The organism is Pseudomonadota bacterium, from assembly GCA_018823285.1.
GTDB lineage: Bacteria > Desulfobacterota > Desulfobulbia > Desulfobulbales > JAGXFP01 > JAHJIQ01.
On sequence record JAHJIQ010000064.1, the window covers coordinates 18,099 to 35,144 of the forward strand.

The following is a 17,046-nucleotide window of genomic DNA, read 5'->3' on the forward strand; positions in this document are numbered from 1 at the left end:
CTTTTTTCCTATTTTTTCGGCTATATTGAACCGGACAATAAACCGCTTCTGCAGCGCCAGCCGCTAACGGCAATCTGGTCCACGCAGCCAAGCATTGGATGAATTAAAGGAGAGGGTTATGCCATACGTGAACATCAGACTGGCAGGTCGTATCAGCAAAGAGCAGAAAGCAGAGATCTGCAAAGGGGTGACCAGGGTGGTCTGTGATGTAACCGGCAAGCCGGACAGTTCGGTTTTGATCTTTATCGATGAATGTGAACATGAGAATATTTCTTCGGGCGGTGTTCTGCTTAAAAAACCCAGCTGATTCAGTGAGTTCCGATGTCCGATCTTGAAGACGCACGGTGTCGTCTGGCCGGGTTGCGCGAGCAGATAAATTTCCATGCCCATCGTTACTATGTTCTGGATGATCCGGCGATCTCCGACGGCGAATACGATCGTCTTTTTCAGGAGTTGCTGACCCTCGAAGAGGAGCATCCTTCTCTTGTCACGGCAGATTCACCAAGCCAGCGGGTCGGCGCTGAACCGCTGGCCGTATTCAATACCGTAGAACATCGGTTGCCGATGCTCAGTCTTGAAAATGCCTTTTCCGATGATGACCTTGTTGCCTTCCAGGACCGTTTGTATCGCTTTCTCAACAGCCCGGAACCCATTTCCTATGTGGCGGAACCGAAGCTTGACGGGCTGGCGGTGGAGCTTGTTTACGTAAAAGGGATCCTGAGCACCGGTTCCACCAGAGGTGATGGGTGGACCGGCGAGGACATCACCGCCAACATCAAAACCATTCCCGCCATTCCGTTACGGTTGAATCTCGATGAACCTCCTGGGATTCTTGAAATTCGGGGCGAGGTGTTTATTTCGAAAGCGGGATTTCGGAAACTGAATGATCAGCGCGCCCAGGATGGAGAAAACCTTTTTGCCAACCCGAGAAATGCGGCCGCAGGATCATTAAGACAGCTCGACTCCAGGATTACGGCGAAGCGACCCCTTGATATTTTTGTTTACGGGATCAGTGATCCGGACGGGCTCAAGTGTAAAAGCCAGACGGAGGTTCTCGAATTTCTGGCCCGGTGCGGTTTCAAGGTGAACCCTCTGGCCAGGAGCTGCCGGCACCTGGATGAGGTCCTGGCCCATTTCCATCATTTAAGAGGGATCAGGCACGATCTTCCGTATGAGATAGACGGGATGGTGGTGAAGGTCGATTCCGTACAGTTGCAGCAGAGACTTGGGACCAAGGCCAGAAGTCCGAGATGGGCGATTGCCTGTAAATTTCAGGCGGTTCAGGCCACGACCACTCTGCTCGACGTAGAATTTCAGGTGGGCCGCACCGGGGCGATCACGCCGGTGGCCATCCTTGAACCGGTGAATGTGGGCGGGGTAACGGTAAGCAGAGCCACTCTGCATAATGAAGACGAAATCAGGCGCAAGGATCTGAAAAAGAATGATCGGGTCCTGGTCCAGAGGGCCGGTGATGTCATCCCGGAAGTTGTGGCCCCGATCAAAGACGCCAGAACCGGAAATGAGTCGGCGATCGTGATGCCTGAAAAGTGCCCTGCCTGCGAAACGCAATTGACCAGAAGAGAGGGTGAGGTTGCACTCAGATGCGAAAATCTCCAGTGCCCGGCCCAGAAGCTCCGGGCACTGGCGCATTTTGCTGGCAAATCAGGTCTAGATATCGAAGGGTTCGGGATGCGCTCCATGGAGCAGCTTTTCGAGGCCGGTCTGGTGACCGACCTTCCGGGCCTGTACCGCCTGACCGAGGCCGATCTGGCCGCGCTTCCAGGCTGGGGGGAGAAATCTGCGACAAACGCCAGGGCGGCCCTGGAGAAAAGCAAAACCCCTGTCCTGAGCCGGTTTATCGCGGCCCTTGGCATTCGCTATGTGGGCGAGGTGACCGCCCAGCTTTTGGAGGATCATTTTCGTTCGCTGGAGAAAATAATTCATCTGACTGAGGAAGAACTTTCGGAAGTTGAAGGTATCGGTCCCCAGGTAAGTTCAAGTCTGATTGAGTTTTTTCATAATGAGCGGATTCTCGCTATGCTGTCCTCGCTTCAGTCACTTGGTGTTTCGGTGCAAAGCAGGGAAGAATCGGTATCAGGCAAACCTTTGTCCGGCAGGGTGTTTTTATTTACCGGCACCCTTGGCTCTTTTTCCAGAAGTGAAGCCAAGGCACGAGTAAAGTCTTTGGGTGGGCAGGTGGCGTCGGCTTTGAGCCGGAAAGTTACCGATGTGGTCTGTGGAGAGAAGCCGGGCAGCAAATTATCCAAAGCGCGTGATTTAGGCCTTGCAATTCTCAGTGAAGATGATTTTAAAATGGTGATAAACCGCTCATAATATTTTATCTGGATTTTAAGAGGATTTGGATGGCAAAAAAGAGAGTTCATGTGGTCGTGCACGGCAAGGTGCAGGGTGTGTATTTTCGGATGTATGCCCAGGCGGAAGGCCAGAAACTGGGGCTTGGCGGATGGGTGAAGAACCGGCCGGATGGGGTGTCCATCGAAACGGCCATCGAGGGTGATGAAGAAAAGGTCAACCAGATGCTGCACTGGCTCGAACATGAAGGGTCGCCCGGTTCGGAAGTGACCAAAATTGAAATCAGGGAGGAGCGTCCTTTTGGCGAGACTCCCGGCGGCTATAATATCAGATATTGAAAACCTCATTTAAAAAAACCCATCAATTAAAAGACGGTCCGAATCTTGGTTCAAGTCGTCTGGTGTGCCCTGAATGCGGCAATGATCATGAGTTCTATGAAGTGGCTGACGGAGTGATCCTGACCAGCCGCTATCGCCAGAATGAAGACGGCAGCTTCTCGCAGGATGAGGATGAATCACAGATCCTTGGTGAAGTAAGACTCTACTGCGGGGAATGCAGTTCTGACCTTACCGAGTTTCATGAACATTTTCTGGACATGCTCTTTTGACCGGACAGACCAGGCCGGGATCAGGAGGTTTGAAGCGCCTGATCCCCGATAATGACAGGTTGCGCGCAGATCTCAACAAGTGGGAGGCGGGTGATTTTTTTGTCGGTCGCGTGCGCTTGAAGCCTGGTGAAGAAAATCTTCTCTTGTATCTTCAGTCACGGGGGGTGGTTCTCTTCCCTTCACCCCTGTCCCAGATGCTAAGCCGTTCCAAAGCGATGCAGGCCCAGGTCTTCGCCGGGCAGATGGTTCCAGGGACCAGGGTTATTAACGACCTGCATGATCTTGTCGCCGTGCTGGGCGACCCTGCCGCAAGCAGTATTTCGAAGGTCGTTACCAAGCATGACCGGCGGAACGGTGGCACGGGGGTTAATCTATGGCCGTCCGTTGAAGATCTCTATAACCAGGTAAGTCTCGGTGTGCTCCCCTTTCCTTTTGTCCTCCAGCCTTTTGTCGATCACAGCCGGGATATCAGGGTGGTGATCCTTGATGATTATCGGGAGGCATACTGGAGAAGTAACCCGAATAATTTTCGCAACAATCTGCATTTCGGTGGAAAGAGTGAGCCGGCTGAACTTTCCGGGGAGCAAAATGCCATCTGTGATCAGGTTATGAGGCGTGGCCAGTTTGTCTATGCCCATCTTGACTTGCTGGTAACTTCTGAGGGGAAGAGTTATCTGGCGGAAATCAGTCTTCAGGGAGGAATCAGGGGAGCGGCCATCAGCGGTGATCAGTACCGGGAAAAGATTTCCGGGATTCATAACCGTTTTCTGCAGCAGTCAGGGGTGGAGGTTTCCGACTGAGGTCTGTTCTGAAAAAGCAGGTTGGGAAGTGCTTTGTCCCGTCAGGGAAAGGGCACAAAAAAAGGAAGAAGGCATCAAGCCCTCTTCCTTTTTTAACTCATGCGGGTGTATGTGAGAATTTCACCCGTTGGGTAATAAGTCTCGTCCGAGCAGACAGGCTGCTCAACTCGGCTTTATACGCAGCCGGTAGGCTTGGGAAGACCAGCCATTTTACAGGCTCCTTTACCAGGGCCTGACGGGAACAGCTCGTAAATTCTCTTCAGCGGGAAACCGGTGGTTTTGGAAAGAATACGTACCATCGGAGCAATACCATTCTTCTTGTAGTACTCCTGCAGAGTGTCGATAACTTTGGTGTGCTCGTCGGTCAGTTCTGAGATACCCTCAACGCTTTTGACGTAATCAACCCAGTCGTTATTCCACTCTTCCATTCCTTTGGTCAGGAAGCCGTCCTCATCAACCGTAAAGCTTTTGCCGTTATGCTCGATTGTTGGCATGTTACTCCTCCTTTATTAAAAGTTTTTCATAAGTGACTTTTATCAACGCTATATTAGAAGAGTATCTTTCTACTATATGGGTTTTGCTTTGTCAAGAAGTTCGGCCCTGTACTACATGTAAAAGTGGTACGGCTGTCAAAAGTATCACAAATACAATGTTATACAGTGATATCTCGGGAGACCGATTCAACGATATTTTCAAGATCTCTAAATTGGTCAGGCGAAAAAACATTCATGCCTGACAAGTCTGGATTCATTACCGAATCGGGTTTGTAATTCTGCAGTTTCAACACGGAATCTGTCCCCAGCTGTTCGACCCATGCTGCGATATCCTTTTTTGTGTGAAATGCAGGGATGACCGTTATCCTGAACTCATGGTCGATCCCGCTCTTTTTAATCAGACGGATGCTTTGTTTGATCTTTTCCAGATCGACGTGGGTTCCGCAGATTGTATCGTATTGTTGCTGGACGAAAACCGTTTTCACGTCCATTGAGATCATCTGGACCAGATTTTGTTCCAGGAGCGATTGTAAAATATCGGGGTTGCTGCCGTTGGTGTCAATTTTCAATTCGAATCCTTCGCCATGCAGATGTTGCAGAAGATCGCGAAGATCCGGGTCAAGGGTAGGTTCCCCCCCGGAAACGCAAATCCCGCCAAGCCATTTCCGGAGTGGTTTCAACTGTTCAAGAATATCCGTCAGGGTAAACGAGGTGAGCGCACCCGGGTTTACGACCAGCGGATGGTTGTGGCAGAAAGGGCAGCGGAAGTTGCACCCCGCAAGAAACAGGACCGCGCAACTGCGCCCCGGCCAGTCTATGAATGAGGTGTCAATAAACCCCTTGATGTTTTTGAAGCTCACGGCTGCACGCTCCGGGGGTGTCTCCGTTTTAAAAAAGAAATCCCCGCGATGTTCTGCGGGGACCAAAAACAGGTTTCAGTGTGGGAGGAGTGAGGAGGGTAAGGTAAGGAGAAGTGTCAGGAGATTTAAGGACCCCACTCCTCCCACCTGAAAACCTTAATGCATGGTGCAGCTTCCGTTATCACAGTTTGCAGCCGAGATGATCCTGCCCTTGTATCTGATGCCACGCTGGTGGGCTCTTGCCATCAGATGTTCTTCAATTCTGGAGAAATCCTCAATCGTTGAACTGTCATCAAGAACCAGGAGCGGCAAGGATTTCCGGGCAGTATCCACCAGGCCATGCCAGGCAAGATGTGCCAGAGCGCCGGCATCCCCGGTGTCGAGGATTTCCACATGGATATCCATTGCGGCGAGATCGAAACTTTTTTTCAGTTGTTCACATCGGGTACATTCAGGTTTGGTAAATAGAGTCATTACGGTTCCCCTTATGTAATATTAATTTGCTGCCTGCTGGACAAAGCGGTCTTCATTCCGGTAGCGGTCGCCGAGTTCACCGAGCTTTCCTTTGTTCCAGCTTGATATTTTCGTAAAGTAACCGGTGATTCTGGTGATTCCGTCCAGATTTTCCGAATTGCAGTGCTTGCAATTGGAGGTAAGCCCCCGTTCCGTTTTGCCGCAGTCCAGACAACAGGTGAATTCAGGCGAGAAGGCGACCTGGTCATTATTGGTATGCCTGAAGGTATTGATCACAAACTCAGCCAGGGCTTTTTTGTCCGGTTGCGATTCACCCAGCCAGACATGGGTGATTGAGCCGGCCTCGATCAGGGGGTGAAAGATCCCTTCCCGTTCCACCCGGGTGATCGGATTCATGCGGGCGCCGACATTGAACAGCGTCGAGTTGGTATAGTAAATTTCACCTCTCTCCCGATTTCCCTGGATGACCTTGCTGGTCTGATTCGGGAAATGTGCCATGTCAAGCTTGGCAAAACGGTATGCGGTACTTTCGGCCGGGGTCTGCTCAAGAACAAACTTCATTCCGGTTCTTCCAGCCATCTTGTTGCAGATAATATTCATGTGCGCAATGACCTTGAGCCCGAACTTCATCGCTTCATCGCTGTCGTGCAGTTCTTGGCCGAGATGAACTCTGACCATTTCATTCAGACCGACCATGCCGATCAGATAACTGCACCGTTCAACCCGCAGGTAGCTCTGGCCATCAAGATCCATGGCGAGCATCGCCAGAGGTCCGCCTTTACCCAGTGACATCAGCTTTTCAATAAACTTCTTCTTCTGCTCATGACCCTTGACGGCCAGTTTGATCTGGTCGGTCAAGAGGGTCATCAGCCGGGTGTCATCACCATTGGCCTTGTACGCAATCCGCGGCAGGTTGATGGTGACGTTCTGCAGCGCTGAATAGCGCATTTTCCAGGGTTTCTTGGCGTCTTCCAGATCTGATGCTTCCAGTTTGAAGCTTAAGCGGCAGCATTCGGATATCTTGGCGGTCTCGCCGCGGTCGAATACAAAATAAGTGTTTCCCTTTACCGAGGCGACCTCACAGATATGGTGGAGGAAATCCATGTGCCGGTCGGTCTTGAAAAATTTCTCGGTGATATGGACCAGCGGTTTCGGGAAGAAGAAGGGTCGGCCTGCGGCATCACCTTCCTTGTAAACATCAAAGAGCGCCCAGGCGAAACGCTGGGCCTGTTTTTCATATTCGCCGTAAGTTTTGCCGGTATATTTTCCGCCGGGTCCGATGGCGGGAACATCAACAAAATGTTTCGGCACTTCCCAGTAAACGTTGATATCAGAGAATATCGCCTGGCCGCCGCGGGCTACCGCCTGCTGCGAAAACTCGTAGATCATCATCTGGGCAAGCTGCTTGACCTGCTTGTCGGTCATCTCTTCAAGATAAGGGGCGTAAAACAGATTCACGGCATCCCAGCCGATGGCCCCGGCAAAATGACTCTGCAGGGCGGCGGCGAATTTCACCATATGGGCAAGAAGAATTTCGGCATGTTTGGCCGGGGCTGCCATGGAAAGAGCGTGGGGCAGGTTCAGGCCGAATTTCTTGATGTACTCCAGAGATTGACCGGAGCAATATGGCCGGTCGATAAAACCCAGATCGTGAAGATGCATATCTCCGTTCAGATGGGCGTCCGCCACATCGGAAGTGAACACATGCAGCAGGGCGTATTCTTTTTTGATTCCCTCGGCCAGAGTGAGATTGGTGGCTTCCGGGCCGTGCGGAACGTTGGCGTTTTCCTTGTTGTGCTGGACCAGGAGCTGGTCGACATCATACAGCGGCACCCCGAGACGGGTATGCATGCGGCGGGCTTCTTCAAGGCCCAGTTCCAGGAGTTTGGCGTTGACCAGTTCACGAATCAGTGGGCCGGTAACCGTTCTGACCGCTCCGCTCTGGATGGTGATCTCCACATCCTGGCTGATTTTCTCCGCCGTATCCCGGTCAACAAACGTTTCCCGGAGAAGGGCATCAACGATCCGCTGGCGATTCCAGCCGATAATGTCTTCTTCAGAGGTTCTGACAAACAGCGCGAGGTCGGTACTGTCATCCTTTTGTACAGGCTTGAAATCTTTGTTCTTCGGATCAGCCTGCAGATGCATGACAACGCCCATAATATCCCTCCAACCTCTGTCTTCTCGCTACCTGAAGTTTCTCTGTAAATACGATATGTTGTATATTCCTGATAGTTATGCACTATATGTAGTGGGTCAGTCAAGAAAAAAAACCGTTGGTTGCAAGCTTTTTTTTCTGCGTGCCCTAACAGACTGAAAAAAGGTCTTTTTGGTCGTTCCGATCCTGCCGCTTGGTGCATTTCCTTCGAGGGTGAAAGGTAATTGTTGGTGGCCGGAAGAATGTTTTCCATCGGGGATGGATTCTGGAAAAGGCTTGTGCTTTAAGGGTGATCGGATTCAGTGGAGTGAAAATGTCAGGAGAAAAGCTTAAAGCTGAGTTGAGCAGCTGGTCTGCTCGTACGAAACTTATACCCGAAGGGTGAAAAGCTGAGTTGAGCAGCTGGTCTGCTCGTACGAAACTTATACCCGAAGGGTGAAAAAATCACTCATTCTGGCTTCCGACTACTGGCTTCTGAATTCTCATCATGAAATGTCACTACGACTCTGAACCATTTTATAACAGCGAATCATCACCAAAAGACATGTCGGAAAGTTGAGCGGATTATTGTTTGCTGAGAACCGTATCTTTCCGCCAGTTGAGATCATCAATGTCGGGGTAGTCAACATTGTAGTGGAGACCCCTGGATTCTTTGCGGAGCGTGGCGCAGCGGACAATAAGCTCTGCAACCAGGGCAATGTTGCGCAATTCGACCAGATCCGGGGTCAGCAGGTAGTCGTGGTAATGCTGATTCACTTCCTTCAGGATCGGGGCCAGCCTTTCCACAACCAGGGCGAGTCTCTTGTCCGAGCGGACAATGCCGACATAGTTCCACATCAGGCGGCGGATCTGGTCCCAGTTGTGACTGATCAGAACGCATTCCTCTATCCTTGCGGCCGATCCCGCATCCCATTCGGGGACTGCAGGGAGTGTAAGGTTTTTCAGTTCCGGCCAGTCGACTTCACACTGGAGAAAGGCCTGGTGGGCAAAGACCACTGCCTCCAGCAGGGAGTTGCTGGCCAGGCGGTTTCCTCCGTGCAGACCGGTGCAGGCGCTTTCCCCGAAGGCATACAGGTTTCTGATGCTGGTCCGACCCATTTTGTCCGTGAGAACTCCGCCGCACATATAGTGCGCCGCCGGGACGACCGGGATCGGTTCCCTGGTGATGTCTATCCCGTGACGCAGGCAGGTCTGGTAGATATTGGGAAAGCGGCTGCTGACAAACTCGGCGGGTCGATGGCTGATGTCGAGATAGACACAGTCGTCACCGCTCGTTTTCATCTCGGTGTCGATGGCCCGGGCCACCCTGTCTCTGGTGGCCAGATCCCCCTGGGGATCGTATTTGTCCATAAAGGCGCGCCCTTCTTTGTTGATCAGGCGCCCGCCTTCCCCACGCACCGCTTCGGAGATCAGGAAATTCTTGGTCAGGGGGTGGTAGAGGCAGGTGGGATGAAACTGGACGAATTCAAGGTTGGCCACCTGCGCTCCTGCCCGATACGCCATGGCGATCCCGTCACCGGTAGCGATATCGGGATTGGTGGTATACAGATAGGCCTTTCCCGCGCCGCCGGTACAGACCACCGTTACCTTGGCCCGCCAGGTGGTGATCGAGCCGTCCGGGGCGAGGACATAAGCGCCGAGGCAGGTGTCGCTGAAACCATCTTCCGTTGCAGGCAAACCTGCCTTTGAGCCCAGCAGCAGGTCGATGGCCAGGTGATTTTCCAGGATTTCGATGGCCTGAGTGCCGGTTGCCGCCTCCAGCAGGGCTCTTTCAATTTCGCGGCCGGACAGATCAAGGGAATGGGCGATGCGGCGTGCGGAATGCCCGCCTTCCCTTCCCAGGTCAAGCTGCTGCGGATTTTTTTTGTTCTTGTTGAAAGCGACCCCTATCTCAATCAGCTCTTTTATTCGTTCCGGGCCGCTTTCAACAACCATCTTTACGATTTCCTCATTACAGAGGCCGGCCCCGGATTTCAGGGTATCGGCAATGTGCAGCGCAAAGGAATCTTCTTCGGAAAGCACGGCGGCGATGCCGCCCTGGGCCAGATTGGTGGCGGTGTCGACCTTGGCCTTTTTGGTGATCAGGGTCACGGATCCGAGGCGGGAGGCCTTGAGGGCGAAGGAGAGTCCGGAAATGCCGCTGCCGATTACCAGGAAATCAGTTCTTTTCATAGGTCAAAATCTTTGCCGGAATTGGATGGGTGCCGGAATGCCTTGACAGTCCGGTCTGAAGTTCGCTATTGATTTATACTCTTTCGATTCCCTTATTTCATGGATAATCAGATTTTTTAAGCAAAGGTTTTAAGAATGTCCGAGATGAAACTGGTCATATTTGATTGTGATGGCGTGATGTTTGATTCGCTGGAGGCCAATCGCCACTTTTACAACCATATGCGGGAAAAATTCGGCCATCCGGTGATGGACGATTCCGAACTTGCCTACGTCCATATGCATCATGTGATGGATTCGGTGGCCCATATTTTCCGGCACTGGCCGGAGGAGCTTGAGATGGCCCACCAGTATCGACTGAGTGTCGACTACCGGGATTTTATCAGGCACATGACCATCGAACCCGATCTGGTTGAATTTCTTGAATACATCACCCCGTTCTGCAAAACCGCAATCAGCACCAACCGGACAACGACCATGGCCACCCTGCTCGATCTCTTTTCGCTCAGGAAATATTACGGTCTGGTGGTGACGGCCATGGATGTCAAAAACGCAAAGCCGCATCCCGAAGCCATTCACAAGATCCTTGACCATTTCAGGCTGAAGGTGGATGAAGGGATTTTTATCGGCGACTCTCCGGTAGATCTTGAACATGCCGCAAACGCAGGCATGAGGATGATCGCTTTTCGCAACAAGAATCTTGCGGCCGATTATCACGTGAACAGCTTTATGGAGATCACGGGTCTGCCGGTTTTTTCAAATTTTCAGGCCGGGCAGGGGTAAACTATGAATCTGGAAGCGACGCATACCCTGCTGGTCGGCGGGGAGAATCAGGGGGAATGCAAAAGCCGGGTCATTCATTTTTTTCAGAAAAATTTTCTGGTCAGATATGACCGGATCGTGATTGTTGAAGAAAAATCCTGTTCCGCTGAAAGGAGCGATTTCTGGGTTTTTGCGGAAGAAAAGATGGAAGCAAACCGACGCGCCGTTGCCGCACTGGTGAGCGAATTGCAGGAAAGCGGTTTTCAGAAAATATCGGATTTGAAGACCATGGGCCAGGGGTATGAAAGTAAAATACTGCACGTGGTCACCCATCTGCTCGACGGTTTTTTCGGCGCCGATACCGTATTCTACAATCTTGAGGAGGATTCCCACTGGCTCAGCGACAAACTGGTTCGGCGGATCAAAGAGCAGCCGGGAAAATTCTGGCTGCTGGAGGTCGCATGCTCATCCGCCGGCAGCTCGGATCGGCTGGACCAGATCAGACGGTTCGAGGTGAAACCGGGAGATTGATCGCCATGCAGCTCCGGATCAATGATGGTGATGATGGTGGTGGCTTTCAGCGGGGCCGCCGAGTTTTTCCAGAACACCCTGCAGTGAAGCGCCCGCTTTTTTCATGGCGTCAATGGCCTCTTCGATTCCTTCGGCAAGGTCTTTGCCGCAATCGGCAGCGACCTGCTTCCACTTTGTAAATTCGGCAATGTGGCTGTTGTTGTGCTCAATCCAGTGGGGTAAAAGAACCCGGAGCTTATCTGTTTCACTCATTTCACTCATTTGTTTGCCTCTTTCATTTTATTTCACTTTGCAGTTGGTCCCAGAAAGACCTTGCCGTTTAAAAAATCAATCCTGGTCACCCGGACCGCGGGGATTGTTTTCGGCGCTTCAAACAGGGTGGTGACCGTCACTCCGTCATCGGTTGCTTCAAGCCGGCTTGCATTCTCCATGATCAGTTCCGGGTCGCCGTTTTTTTCCAGCATAACACTCATCTGACACATAATTTCACCTGCGGGAATTATGGTTTGCGGGAATAGATTTTTATGCAAAGTCAGATGATAACCAGATACTATCAAAAAAACCACCAGCAAAGAGAGGGAGATATGGAAACCCTGGAAATAAGCCGGATCTTAAAAAGCTTTCGCCATATTGCGGTGGTCGGTCTTTCCCCTAAGGAGAACCGGCCCAGCAATCAGGTGGCCCGTTACCTGATCGAAGCGGGGTATCACGTCATTCCCGTCAACCCGGGCCAGGAGGAGATTCTCGGCCGCACCTGCTATCCTGATCTGGAGTCGATTCCGGGGGTGGTGGAGGTGGTCGATATTTTCCGGCGGGCCGAAGATGTTTTCCCCATCGTCCGGAGCGCGATCGCCATCGGCGCCCGGGTTGTCTGGATGCAGCTCGGGATTGTAAACGATGAGGCGGCTGCGGAAGCGAAAAAGGGTGGGCTTTCAGTGATCATGGATCGCTGTATAAAAGTTGACCATCAGAATCTGCTCTGATTTTTTACCGACTGCTCCGTTCTCTCCAGAGTCACCTTGACTTTTACCCCTTATTTAGCTACATTCACCCGTTTTCCCTTTTCGGGCTATTTAGCTGAAATTCCATATCAAGCCGGACCTCTCCATCGCTCCGGCCGCAAGGTGCAGACTTGAGTGTAAAGGCGTTAAAGGGTTTTAAGGATATTCTTCCTGAAGAAGCGGTGGTCTGGCAGAGGATCGAAAGTCTTGCCCGGACACTGTTTGCCCGCTACGGATTCTCTGAAATCCGGGTGCCGATTCTGGAAAAAACGGATCTTTTTGTTCGCTCCATCGGGGAGGCCACCGATATTGTCGAAAAAGAGATGTACACCTTTGTCGATCGCAACGGCAGTTCCATCACCATGCGACCGGAAGGAACCGCTCCGGTGCTGCGGGCTTTTGTTGAACACAGTCTGCATGTCCAGAAACCGGTGCAGCGTTTATATACCATGGGTCCGATGTTCCGGCATGAGCGGCCCCAGAAAGGAAGATTGCGGCAGTTTCATCAGATCAGTGTCGAGACCCTGGGCGCTGACCAGCCGATGGTCGATGCCGAGTTGATGTCAATGGCCTGGCAGTTGATGACCGGGCTCGGTCTTGAGGTGAGTCTGGAGATGAATTCGCTGGGTTGTCCGGAATGCCGACCAGCGTATAATACAGCCCTGCTGGACTTCCTTGAGACCCGGGCCGGAGCGTTATGTGAGGATTGTGAACGGAGAAGGAAAACCAATCCGCTGCGGGTCCTGGACTGCAAGAATGAGGCGTGCCGGGAGCAGTACCAAGGGGTGCCGGAACTGCCGGATCATCTCTGTACTGCCTGTGACAGCCATTTTGCCGCAGTGAAAAAATTACTGACCAGCCTTCAAATACCGTACAAGGTGAACGCGTTTATGGTCCGGGGGCTTGATTATTATACCCGGACCACCTTTGAACTGATCACCGGTGATCTCGGCGCCCAGAGTGCGGTCGGAGCCGGTGGTCGCTATGACAGCCTGATCGGCCAGCTGGGCGGGCCGAAAAACATGCCCGGCATCGGCTTTGCGGTCGGCATGGAGCGGCTGGTCCTACTCCTGCAGCAGAAGGGTCAGGAGCAGGAAGATCCCGGGCCCGACCTGTTTATCGTGGCTCTGGGGGAAAAGGCGGGCGATGAGGCGTTCAAGCTGATTCATGCCTGCCGATTGACGGGTCTTGCCGCCATCTTGGATCCCGCCGGCCGCAGCCTGAAAAACCAGATGAAACAGGCGGGCAAGTCAGGCGCCCGTTTTACCCTGATTCTGGGGGAAGAGGAACTGGCAAAAGGGATCGGTGTCCTAAGAAACATGTCCGCCGGGGAGCAGCAGGAGATTGCCCTGGGAAATAAGCCGAAAGAGCTGGCAGGAACACTTGCCGGGATGATTACCGCCGGGAGACAGGATCAATGACCGATCAATTCCGGGTCTTTCAACTCGTAACTTTTAACTCTTAACTTTTAACTTCCCCGCAGCAGCGGGGATCAGGAGTTCATCCATATGGAATCGATGGGAAGTTTGAAAAGAACCCATTTCTGTAACGACCTGGGTCATGGAAATATCGGCGAGGAAGTGGTCCTGATGGGCTGGGTGCTGAGGCGCCGGGACCATGGCGGGGTGATCTTTATCGATCTGCGCGACCGACGGGGCATCACCCAGGTTGTCTTCAACCCGGAATTGAATGGTGAGGTCCATGCTAAAGCCCACGGTTTGCGTAGCGAGTGGGTCCTGGCGGTCCGGGGCAGGGTCAGTCAGCGTCCGGAAGGAATGGTCAATCCCAAGCTTGCGACCGGGGAAATTGAAATCCTGGTGGATGAACTGCGGATCCTGAATAAAAGCATTACCCCGCCTTTCCCTCTGGATGAAGATATCGAAATCTCCGACAACCTGCGCCTCAAGTACCGCTATCTGGACCTGCGCCGGCCGCAGATGGCGGAAACCCTTGTTCTCCGGCACAAGGCGTGCCAGGCGATCCGGAGTTATCTGAACAACGAGGAGTTTCTGGAAATCGAAACCCCGGTCCTGACCCGTTCCACTCCGGAAGGCGCGAGGGACTATCTGGTCCCGAGCCGGGTCAATGCCGGGAAATTTTACGCCTTGCCCCAGTCGCCGCAGCTCTTCAAGCAGCTGCTGATGGTTGCGGGCATGGACCGCTATTACCAGATCGTCAAATGCTTCCGGGATGAAGATCTCCGGGCCGACCGGCAGCCGGAATTCACCCAGGTGGATATGGAGCTTTCCTTCTGTGACGAGGAGGATATCTACCGGGTGGCCGAGGGGATGATCAAGACCCTGTTCAAGGAGACTATCGGCCTTGAACTTGCTCCCCCCTTTCCCAGAATGACTTACCGGGAGGCGATGGAGCGGTTCGGCACCGATCGGCCGGACAGCCGGTTCGGTTTCGAGCTGACCAGCTTGAGTGAAATTGTGAAGAATTGCGGTTTCCAGGTTTTCCGGACGGTGGTTGAAAAAGGCGGGATGGTCAAGAGTATCAATGCCAAGGGGTGCGCTGATTTTTCCCGCAAGGACCTGGATGATCTGACTGCCTATGTTGCGAATTTCGGGGCCAAGGGGCTTGCCTGGGTCAAGATGAAAGAGAATGGTGAATGGCAGTCGCCGATCGCCAAGTTTTTCACCGACGAGGAACGGGCGGCGATGGCCGCGGCCCTCGGGGCCGAGACCGGCGACCTGCTGTTTTTTGTTGCGGACACTCCGGCGGTGGTCCACAACGCCCTGGCCGAGCTCAGGCTCGAACTGGCCCGGCGCCTTGGTCTGATGAAAGCCGGAACCTTTAACTTCACCTGGGTCACCGACTTCCCGCTGCTTGAGTACGATCAGGAAGAAAAAAGGCATACCGCCGTGCATCATCCCTTCACCGCACCCCGGGAAGAGGATCTCGACAATCTGGCCACGGATCCGGGCAACATTCGGAGTCGGGCCTACGATCTGGTGCTGAACGGTACCGAAATCGGCGGCGGCAGCATTCGTATCCACCAGCAGGAAGTGCAGCAGAGGGTTTTCAAGGCCCTCGGCATTTCCCCGGAAGAGGCGGCCGACAAATTTGATTTCCTGCTGAAAGCTCTGGAGCTGGGCGCACCGCCCCACGGCGGCATCGCCTTCGGCCTTGATCGGCTGATGATGATCCTGGCCGGGCGCGACACGATCCGGGACGTGATTGCTTTCCCAAAAACCCAGAAGGCAGGCTGCCCGATGACCGAGGCTCCTGCTTCGGTTGCCAGGAAACAGCTCACCGAGCTGTCGCTGCGTCCTGACTGGAAAGAGGATTAAGTGTGAGGTTGTAGGACCCAGGTCCGGGGAAAAAGAAAGACGGTTTTCTAGGATGGACCCAGAAAATCATCGACAATTTCCCGGACCTGTGGATCCGGATCGGTGCGCATCCTTTTAAGCAGGGTCAGGCTTTCAGGGGTATTGATGATGCCGAGCAGATTGCACGCTTCACCCCGGATGTAATCTGTTTTGTTGGTGAGCAGGGGTTTCAGTGATGGGATTGCGCGACCAACGTCATCGGGTCTGATCACCGCCAGTTCCTCATAGAGGACAGCAATCCCCATCCGGACCATGAACCGTTCATCTTTCAACAGCTCCCCGGTCAGGCGGTGCAGTTCCGGTTCTTTTCTGAACATGGCGACGATGTTCTCGGCCAGCCCCTGCTCAAGGAAGTCGCTGATTACTTTGATAAGTTCATCATCGCTGAAATCGTTCATTTCCCACTCTTCATTCTTAACTTTAAACTTCCGGCCCTGCCGGAACAACTATGGGCATTATTTTCATGTTACTGGCTTCGGCCAGTTTTGCAACCATGGCGGCGATGCTGAAAGGCCTCGGACCCGAGCTGCCGCTGGCCCAGATGGTATTCCTGCGCTGTGCCATAGCTGTCCCGTTTTTTCTGGCGGTACTCCTCCATCAGGGTCGTCCGCTTCTGGTCAGGGCGCGTCGGGTGCTGCTCTGGCGTACCCTGTTCGGGATGCTCGCCATGTTCTGCTTTTTTTATGCCCTGACCCATATGGAACTCGCAAGCTGTATCTTTATCGGCAGAGCCCAACCACTGCTGCTGGCCCTGCTCGCACCGCTGGTTCTTGATGAGAAGGCGCCCGGGGAGGCGTGGCTGGCGATCCTGACCGGTCTTGCCGGAGTGGCTCTGATCATGAATCCCAAAGTGGTGTGGTCTTTTGCCGCACTGATTGCTTTTGTCGGCGCCTTTTTTTCGGCCGGCGCCCACCTGATGGTCAGGCGTCTGAATCAGACGGATCATCCGCTGGTCATCGTGTTTAATTTTACCCTGCTGACCGGAGTTCTGACCGCTGTGTGGTCTTTACCAGGATATGTTCCTCTGCTCGGGAAGCAATGGTTGCTGGTGGTCGGGGTCGCCTTTTTCGCAAGTCTCGGACAGATCTTCATGACCTCCGCCTATCGACGGGACCGGGCGCCGGCGGTAGCTGCGGCCAGCTATTCTTCGGTCATTCTGTCAGTTGTTTACGGGTATTACTTCTGGGGAGAACTTCCCGGGCCGATGACCTGGGTCGGCGGCGGTCTGATTTTTACCGGCGGGATGCTCCTGGTGCGTTCCCGATACCGGTGCCACGAACCGGTCAGAAATCCCGGTAAACAGGGTTGAATTCCCGGGGCGACGGGCTCCAACTCGGAAAACTGGAACAGAAAAATTAACCTTGCCTTGCTCGGCAAGCGTAGTTAAGATATGCCGACAATTAAAGCTGAGTTGAGCAGCTTGCCTGCTCGTACGAAACTTATACCCGAAGGGTGAAAAGCTGAGTTGAGCAGCTTGCCTGCTCGTACGAAACTTATACCCGAAGGGTGAAAAGCTGAGTTGAGCAGCTTGCCTGCTCGTAC

19 protein-coding genes are annotated in these 17,046 nt (G+C 53.2%); 11 read left to right on the forward strand and 8 right to left on the reverse strand.

Translation table 11 applies throughout. The annotated features are described in order from the left end of the window. Positions 1-118: 118 nt before the first annotated feature. From KKG35_14300 to KKG35_14320, 5 genes are read left to right on the forward strand one after another with little or no spacing between them, the layout of a single operon-like run. Positions 119-307 (forward strand): 4-oxalocrotonate tautomerase family protein, encoded by a 189-nt coding sequence (locus KKG35_14300; protein ID MBU1739298.1) that lies wholly within the window; start codon positions 119-121, stop codon positions 305-307. A 14-nt stretch (positions 308-321) separates the two neighbouring features. After that, positions 322-2,334, forward strand: coding sequence for an NAD-dependent DNA ligase LigA (ligA, locus tag KKG35_14305; GenBank protein ID MBU1739299.1), 2,013 nt, complete (start codon positions 322-324; stop codon positions 2,332-2,334). 29 nt (positions 2,335-2,363) lie between these two features. Beyond that, on the forward strand, positions 2,364-2,651 hold the full coding sequence (locus KKG35_14310; GenBank protein MBU1739300.1) for an acylphosphatase: 288 nt from the start codon (positions 2,364-2,366) through the stop codon (positions 2,649-2,651). Then, on the forward strand, positions 2,648-2,920 hold the full coding sequence (locus tag KKG35_14315) for a hypothetical protein (protein ID MBU1739301.1): 273 nt from the start codon (positions 2,648-2,650) through the stop codon (positions 2,918-2,920). Before KKG35_14310 ends, KKG35_14315 begins: the two co-directional genes overlap by 4 nt. 29 nt (positions 2,921-2,949) lie before the next feature. Next, the gene (locus KKG35_14320) at positions 2,950-3,720 is read left to right on the forward strand and encodes a hypothetical protein (GenBank protein ID MBU1739302.1); all 771 of its coding nucleotides are present in this window, start codon (positions 2,950-2,952) and stop codon (positions 3,718-3,720) included. Between the two features lie 173 nt (positions 3,721-3,893). Here KKG35_14320 and KKG35_14325 read toward each other — a convergent pair whose 3' ends face one another. The 5 genes from KKG35_14325 to nadB all read right to left on the reverse strand — a co-directional run bounded on the left by KKG35_14325 (position 3,894) and on the right by nadB (position 9,878). Then, complete coding sequence (locus tag KKG35_14325) at positions 3,894-4,214, reverse strand: TusE/DsrC/DsvC family sulfur relay protein (GenBank protein ID MBU1739303.1); 321 nt, start codon at positions 4,212-4,214, stop codon at positions 3,894-3,896. Between the two features lie 158 nt (positions 4,215-4,372). Next, positions 4,373-5,074: an anaerobic ribonucleoside-triphosphate reductase activating protein gene (locus KKG35_14330; protein ID MBU1739304.1), complete on the reverse strand. Its 702-nt coding sequence runs from the start codon at positions 5,072-5,074 to the stop codon at positions 4,373-4,375. A gap of 156 nt (positions 5,075-5,230) precedes the next feature. Further along, positions 5,231-5,548: a hypothetical protein gene (locus tag KKG35_14335; protein MBU1739305.1), complete on the reverse strand. Its 318-nt coding sequence runs from the start codon at positions 5,546-5,548 to the stop codon at positions 5,231-5,233. Between the two features lie 21 nt (positions 5,549-5,569). Continuing rightward, positions 5,570-7,696, reverse strand: coding sequence for an anaerobic ribonucleoside-triphosphate reductase (gene nrdD / locus KKG35_14340; protein MBU1739306.1), 2,127 nt, complete (start codon positions 7,694-7,696; stop codon positions 5,570-5,572). Between the two features lie 574 nt (positions 7,697-8,270). Continuing rightward, on the reverse strand, positions 8,271-9,878 hold the full coding sequence (gene nadB / locus KKG35_14345) for an L-aspartate oxidase (GenBank protein MBU1739307.1): 1,608 nt from the start codon (positions 9,876-9,878) through the stop codon (positions 8,271-8,273). Positions 9,879-10,013: 135 nt separating this feature from the next. On the opposite strand from nadB, the gene KKG35_14350 reads away from it, so the two are divergent. Both KKG35_14350 and KKG35_14355 read left to right on the forward strand, forming a co-directional pair. Beyond that, positions 10,014-10,658 (forward strand): HAD family hydrolase, encoded by a 645-nt coding sequence (locus KKG35_14350; protein MBU1739308.1) that lies wholly within the window; start codon positions 10,014-10,016, stop codon positions 10,656-10,658. A gap of 3 nt (positions 10,659-10,661) precedes the next feature. After that, positions 10,662-11,168, forward strand: coding sequence for a hypothetical protein (locus KKG35_14355; protein ID MBU1739309.1), 507 nt, complete (start codon positions 10,662-10,664; stop codon positions 11,166-11,168). Between the two features lie 18 nt (positions 11,169-11,186). Here KKG35_14355 and KKG35_14360 read toward each other — a convergent pair whose 3' ends face one another. Together KKG35_14360 and KKG35_14365 are read right to left on the reverse strand one after the other, a co-directional pair. Next, positions 11,187-11,420: a hypothetical protein gene (locus KKG35_14360; GenBank protein MBU1739310.1), complete on the reverse strand. Its 234-nt coding sequence runs from the start codon at positions 11,418-11,420 to the stop codon at positions 11,187-11,189. Positions 11,421-11,452: 32 nt separating this feature from the next. Beyond that, complete coding sequence (locus KKG35_14365) at positions 11,453-11,650, reverse strand: CooT family nickel-binding protein (protein ID MBU1739311.1); 198 nt, start codon at positions 11,648-11,650, stop codon at positions 11,453-11,455. A 102-nt stretch (positions 11,651-11,752) separates the two neighbouring features. Here KKG35_14365 and KKG35_14370 point away from each other — a divergent pair, with 102 nt between their 5' ends. The 3 genes from KKG35_14370 (at position 11,753) to aspS (ending at position 15,465) form a co-directional block, all read left to right on the forward strand. Next, positions 11,753-12,151 carry a CoA-binding protein gene (locus tag KKG35_14370; GenBank protein ID MBU1739312.1) on the forward strand — a complete coding sequence of 133 codons (399 nt, stop codon included), beginning with the start codon at positions 11,753-11,755 and terminating at the stop codon, positions 12,149-12,151. 149 nt (positions 12,152-12,300) lie between these two features. Continuing rightward, positions 12,301-13,590 carry a histidine--tRNA ligase gene (gene hisS, locus KKG35_14375; protein ID MBU1739313.1) on the forward strand — a complete coding sequence of 430 codons (1,290 nt, stop codon included), beginning with the start codon at positions 12,301-12,303 and terminating at the stop codon, positions 13,588-13,590. An 87-nt stretch (positions 13,591-13,677) separates the two neighbouring features. After that, complete coding sequence (gene aspS / locus KKG35_14380; GenBank protein ID MBU1739314.1) at positions 13,678-15,465, forward strand: aspartate--tRNA ligase; 1,788 nt, start codon at positions 13,678-13,680, stop codon at positions 15,463-15,465. A gap of 47 nt (positions 15,466-15,512) precedes the next feature. Here aspS and KKG35_14385 read toward each other — a convergent pair whose 3' ends face one another. Beyond that, positions 15,513-15,902 (reverse strand): HEAT repeat domain-containing protein, encoded by a 390-nt coding sequence (locus KKG35_14385; protein MBU1739315.1) that lies wholly within the window; start codon positions 15,900-15,902, stop codon positions 15,513-15,515. Between the two features lie 50 nt (positions 15,903-15,952). Between KKG35_14385 and KKG35_14390 the strand changes: the two genes are divergently transcribed. Beyond that, positions 15,953-16,813 carry a DMT family transporter gene (locus KKG35_14390; protein ID MBU1739316.1) on the forward strand — a complete coding sequence of 287 codons (861 nt, stop codon included), beginning with the start codon at positions 15,953-15,955 and terminating at the stop codon, positions 16,811-16,813. Positions 16,814-17,046: the final 233 nt, after the last annotated feature.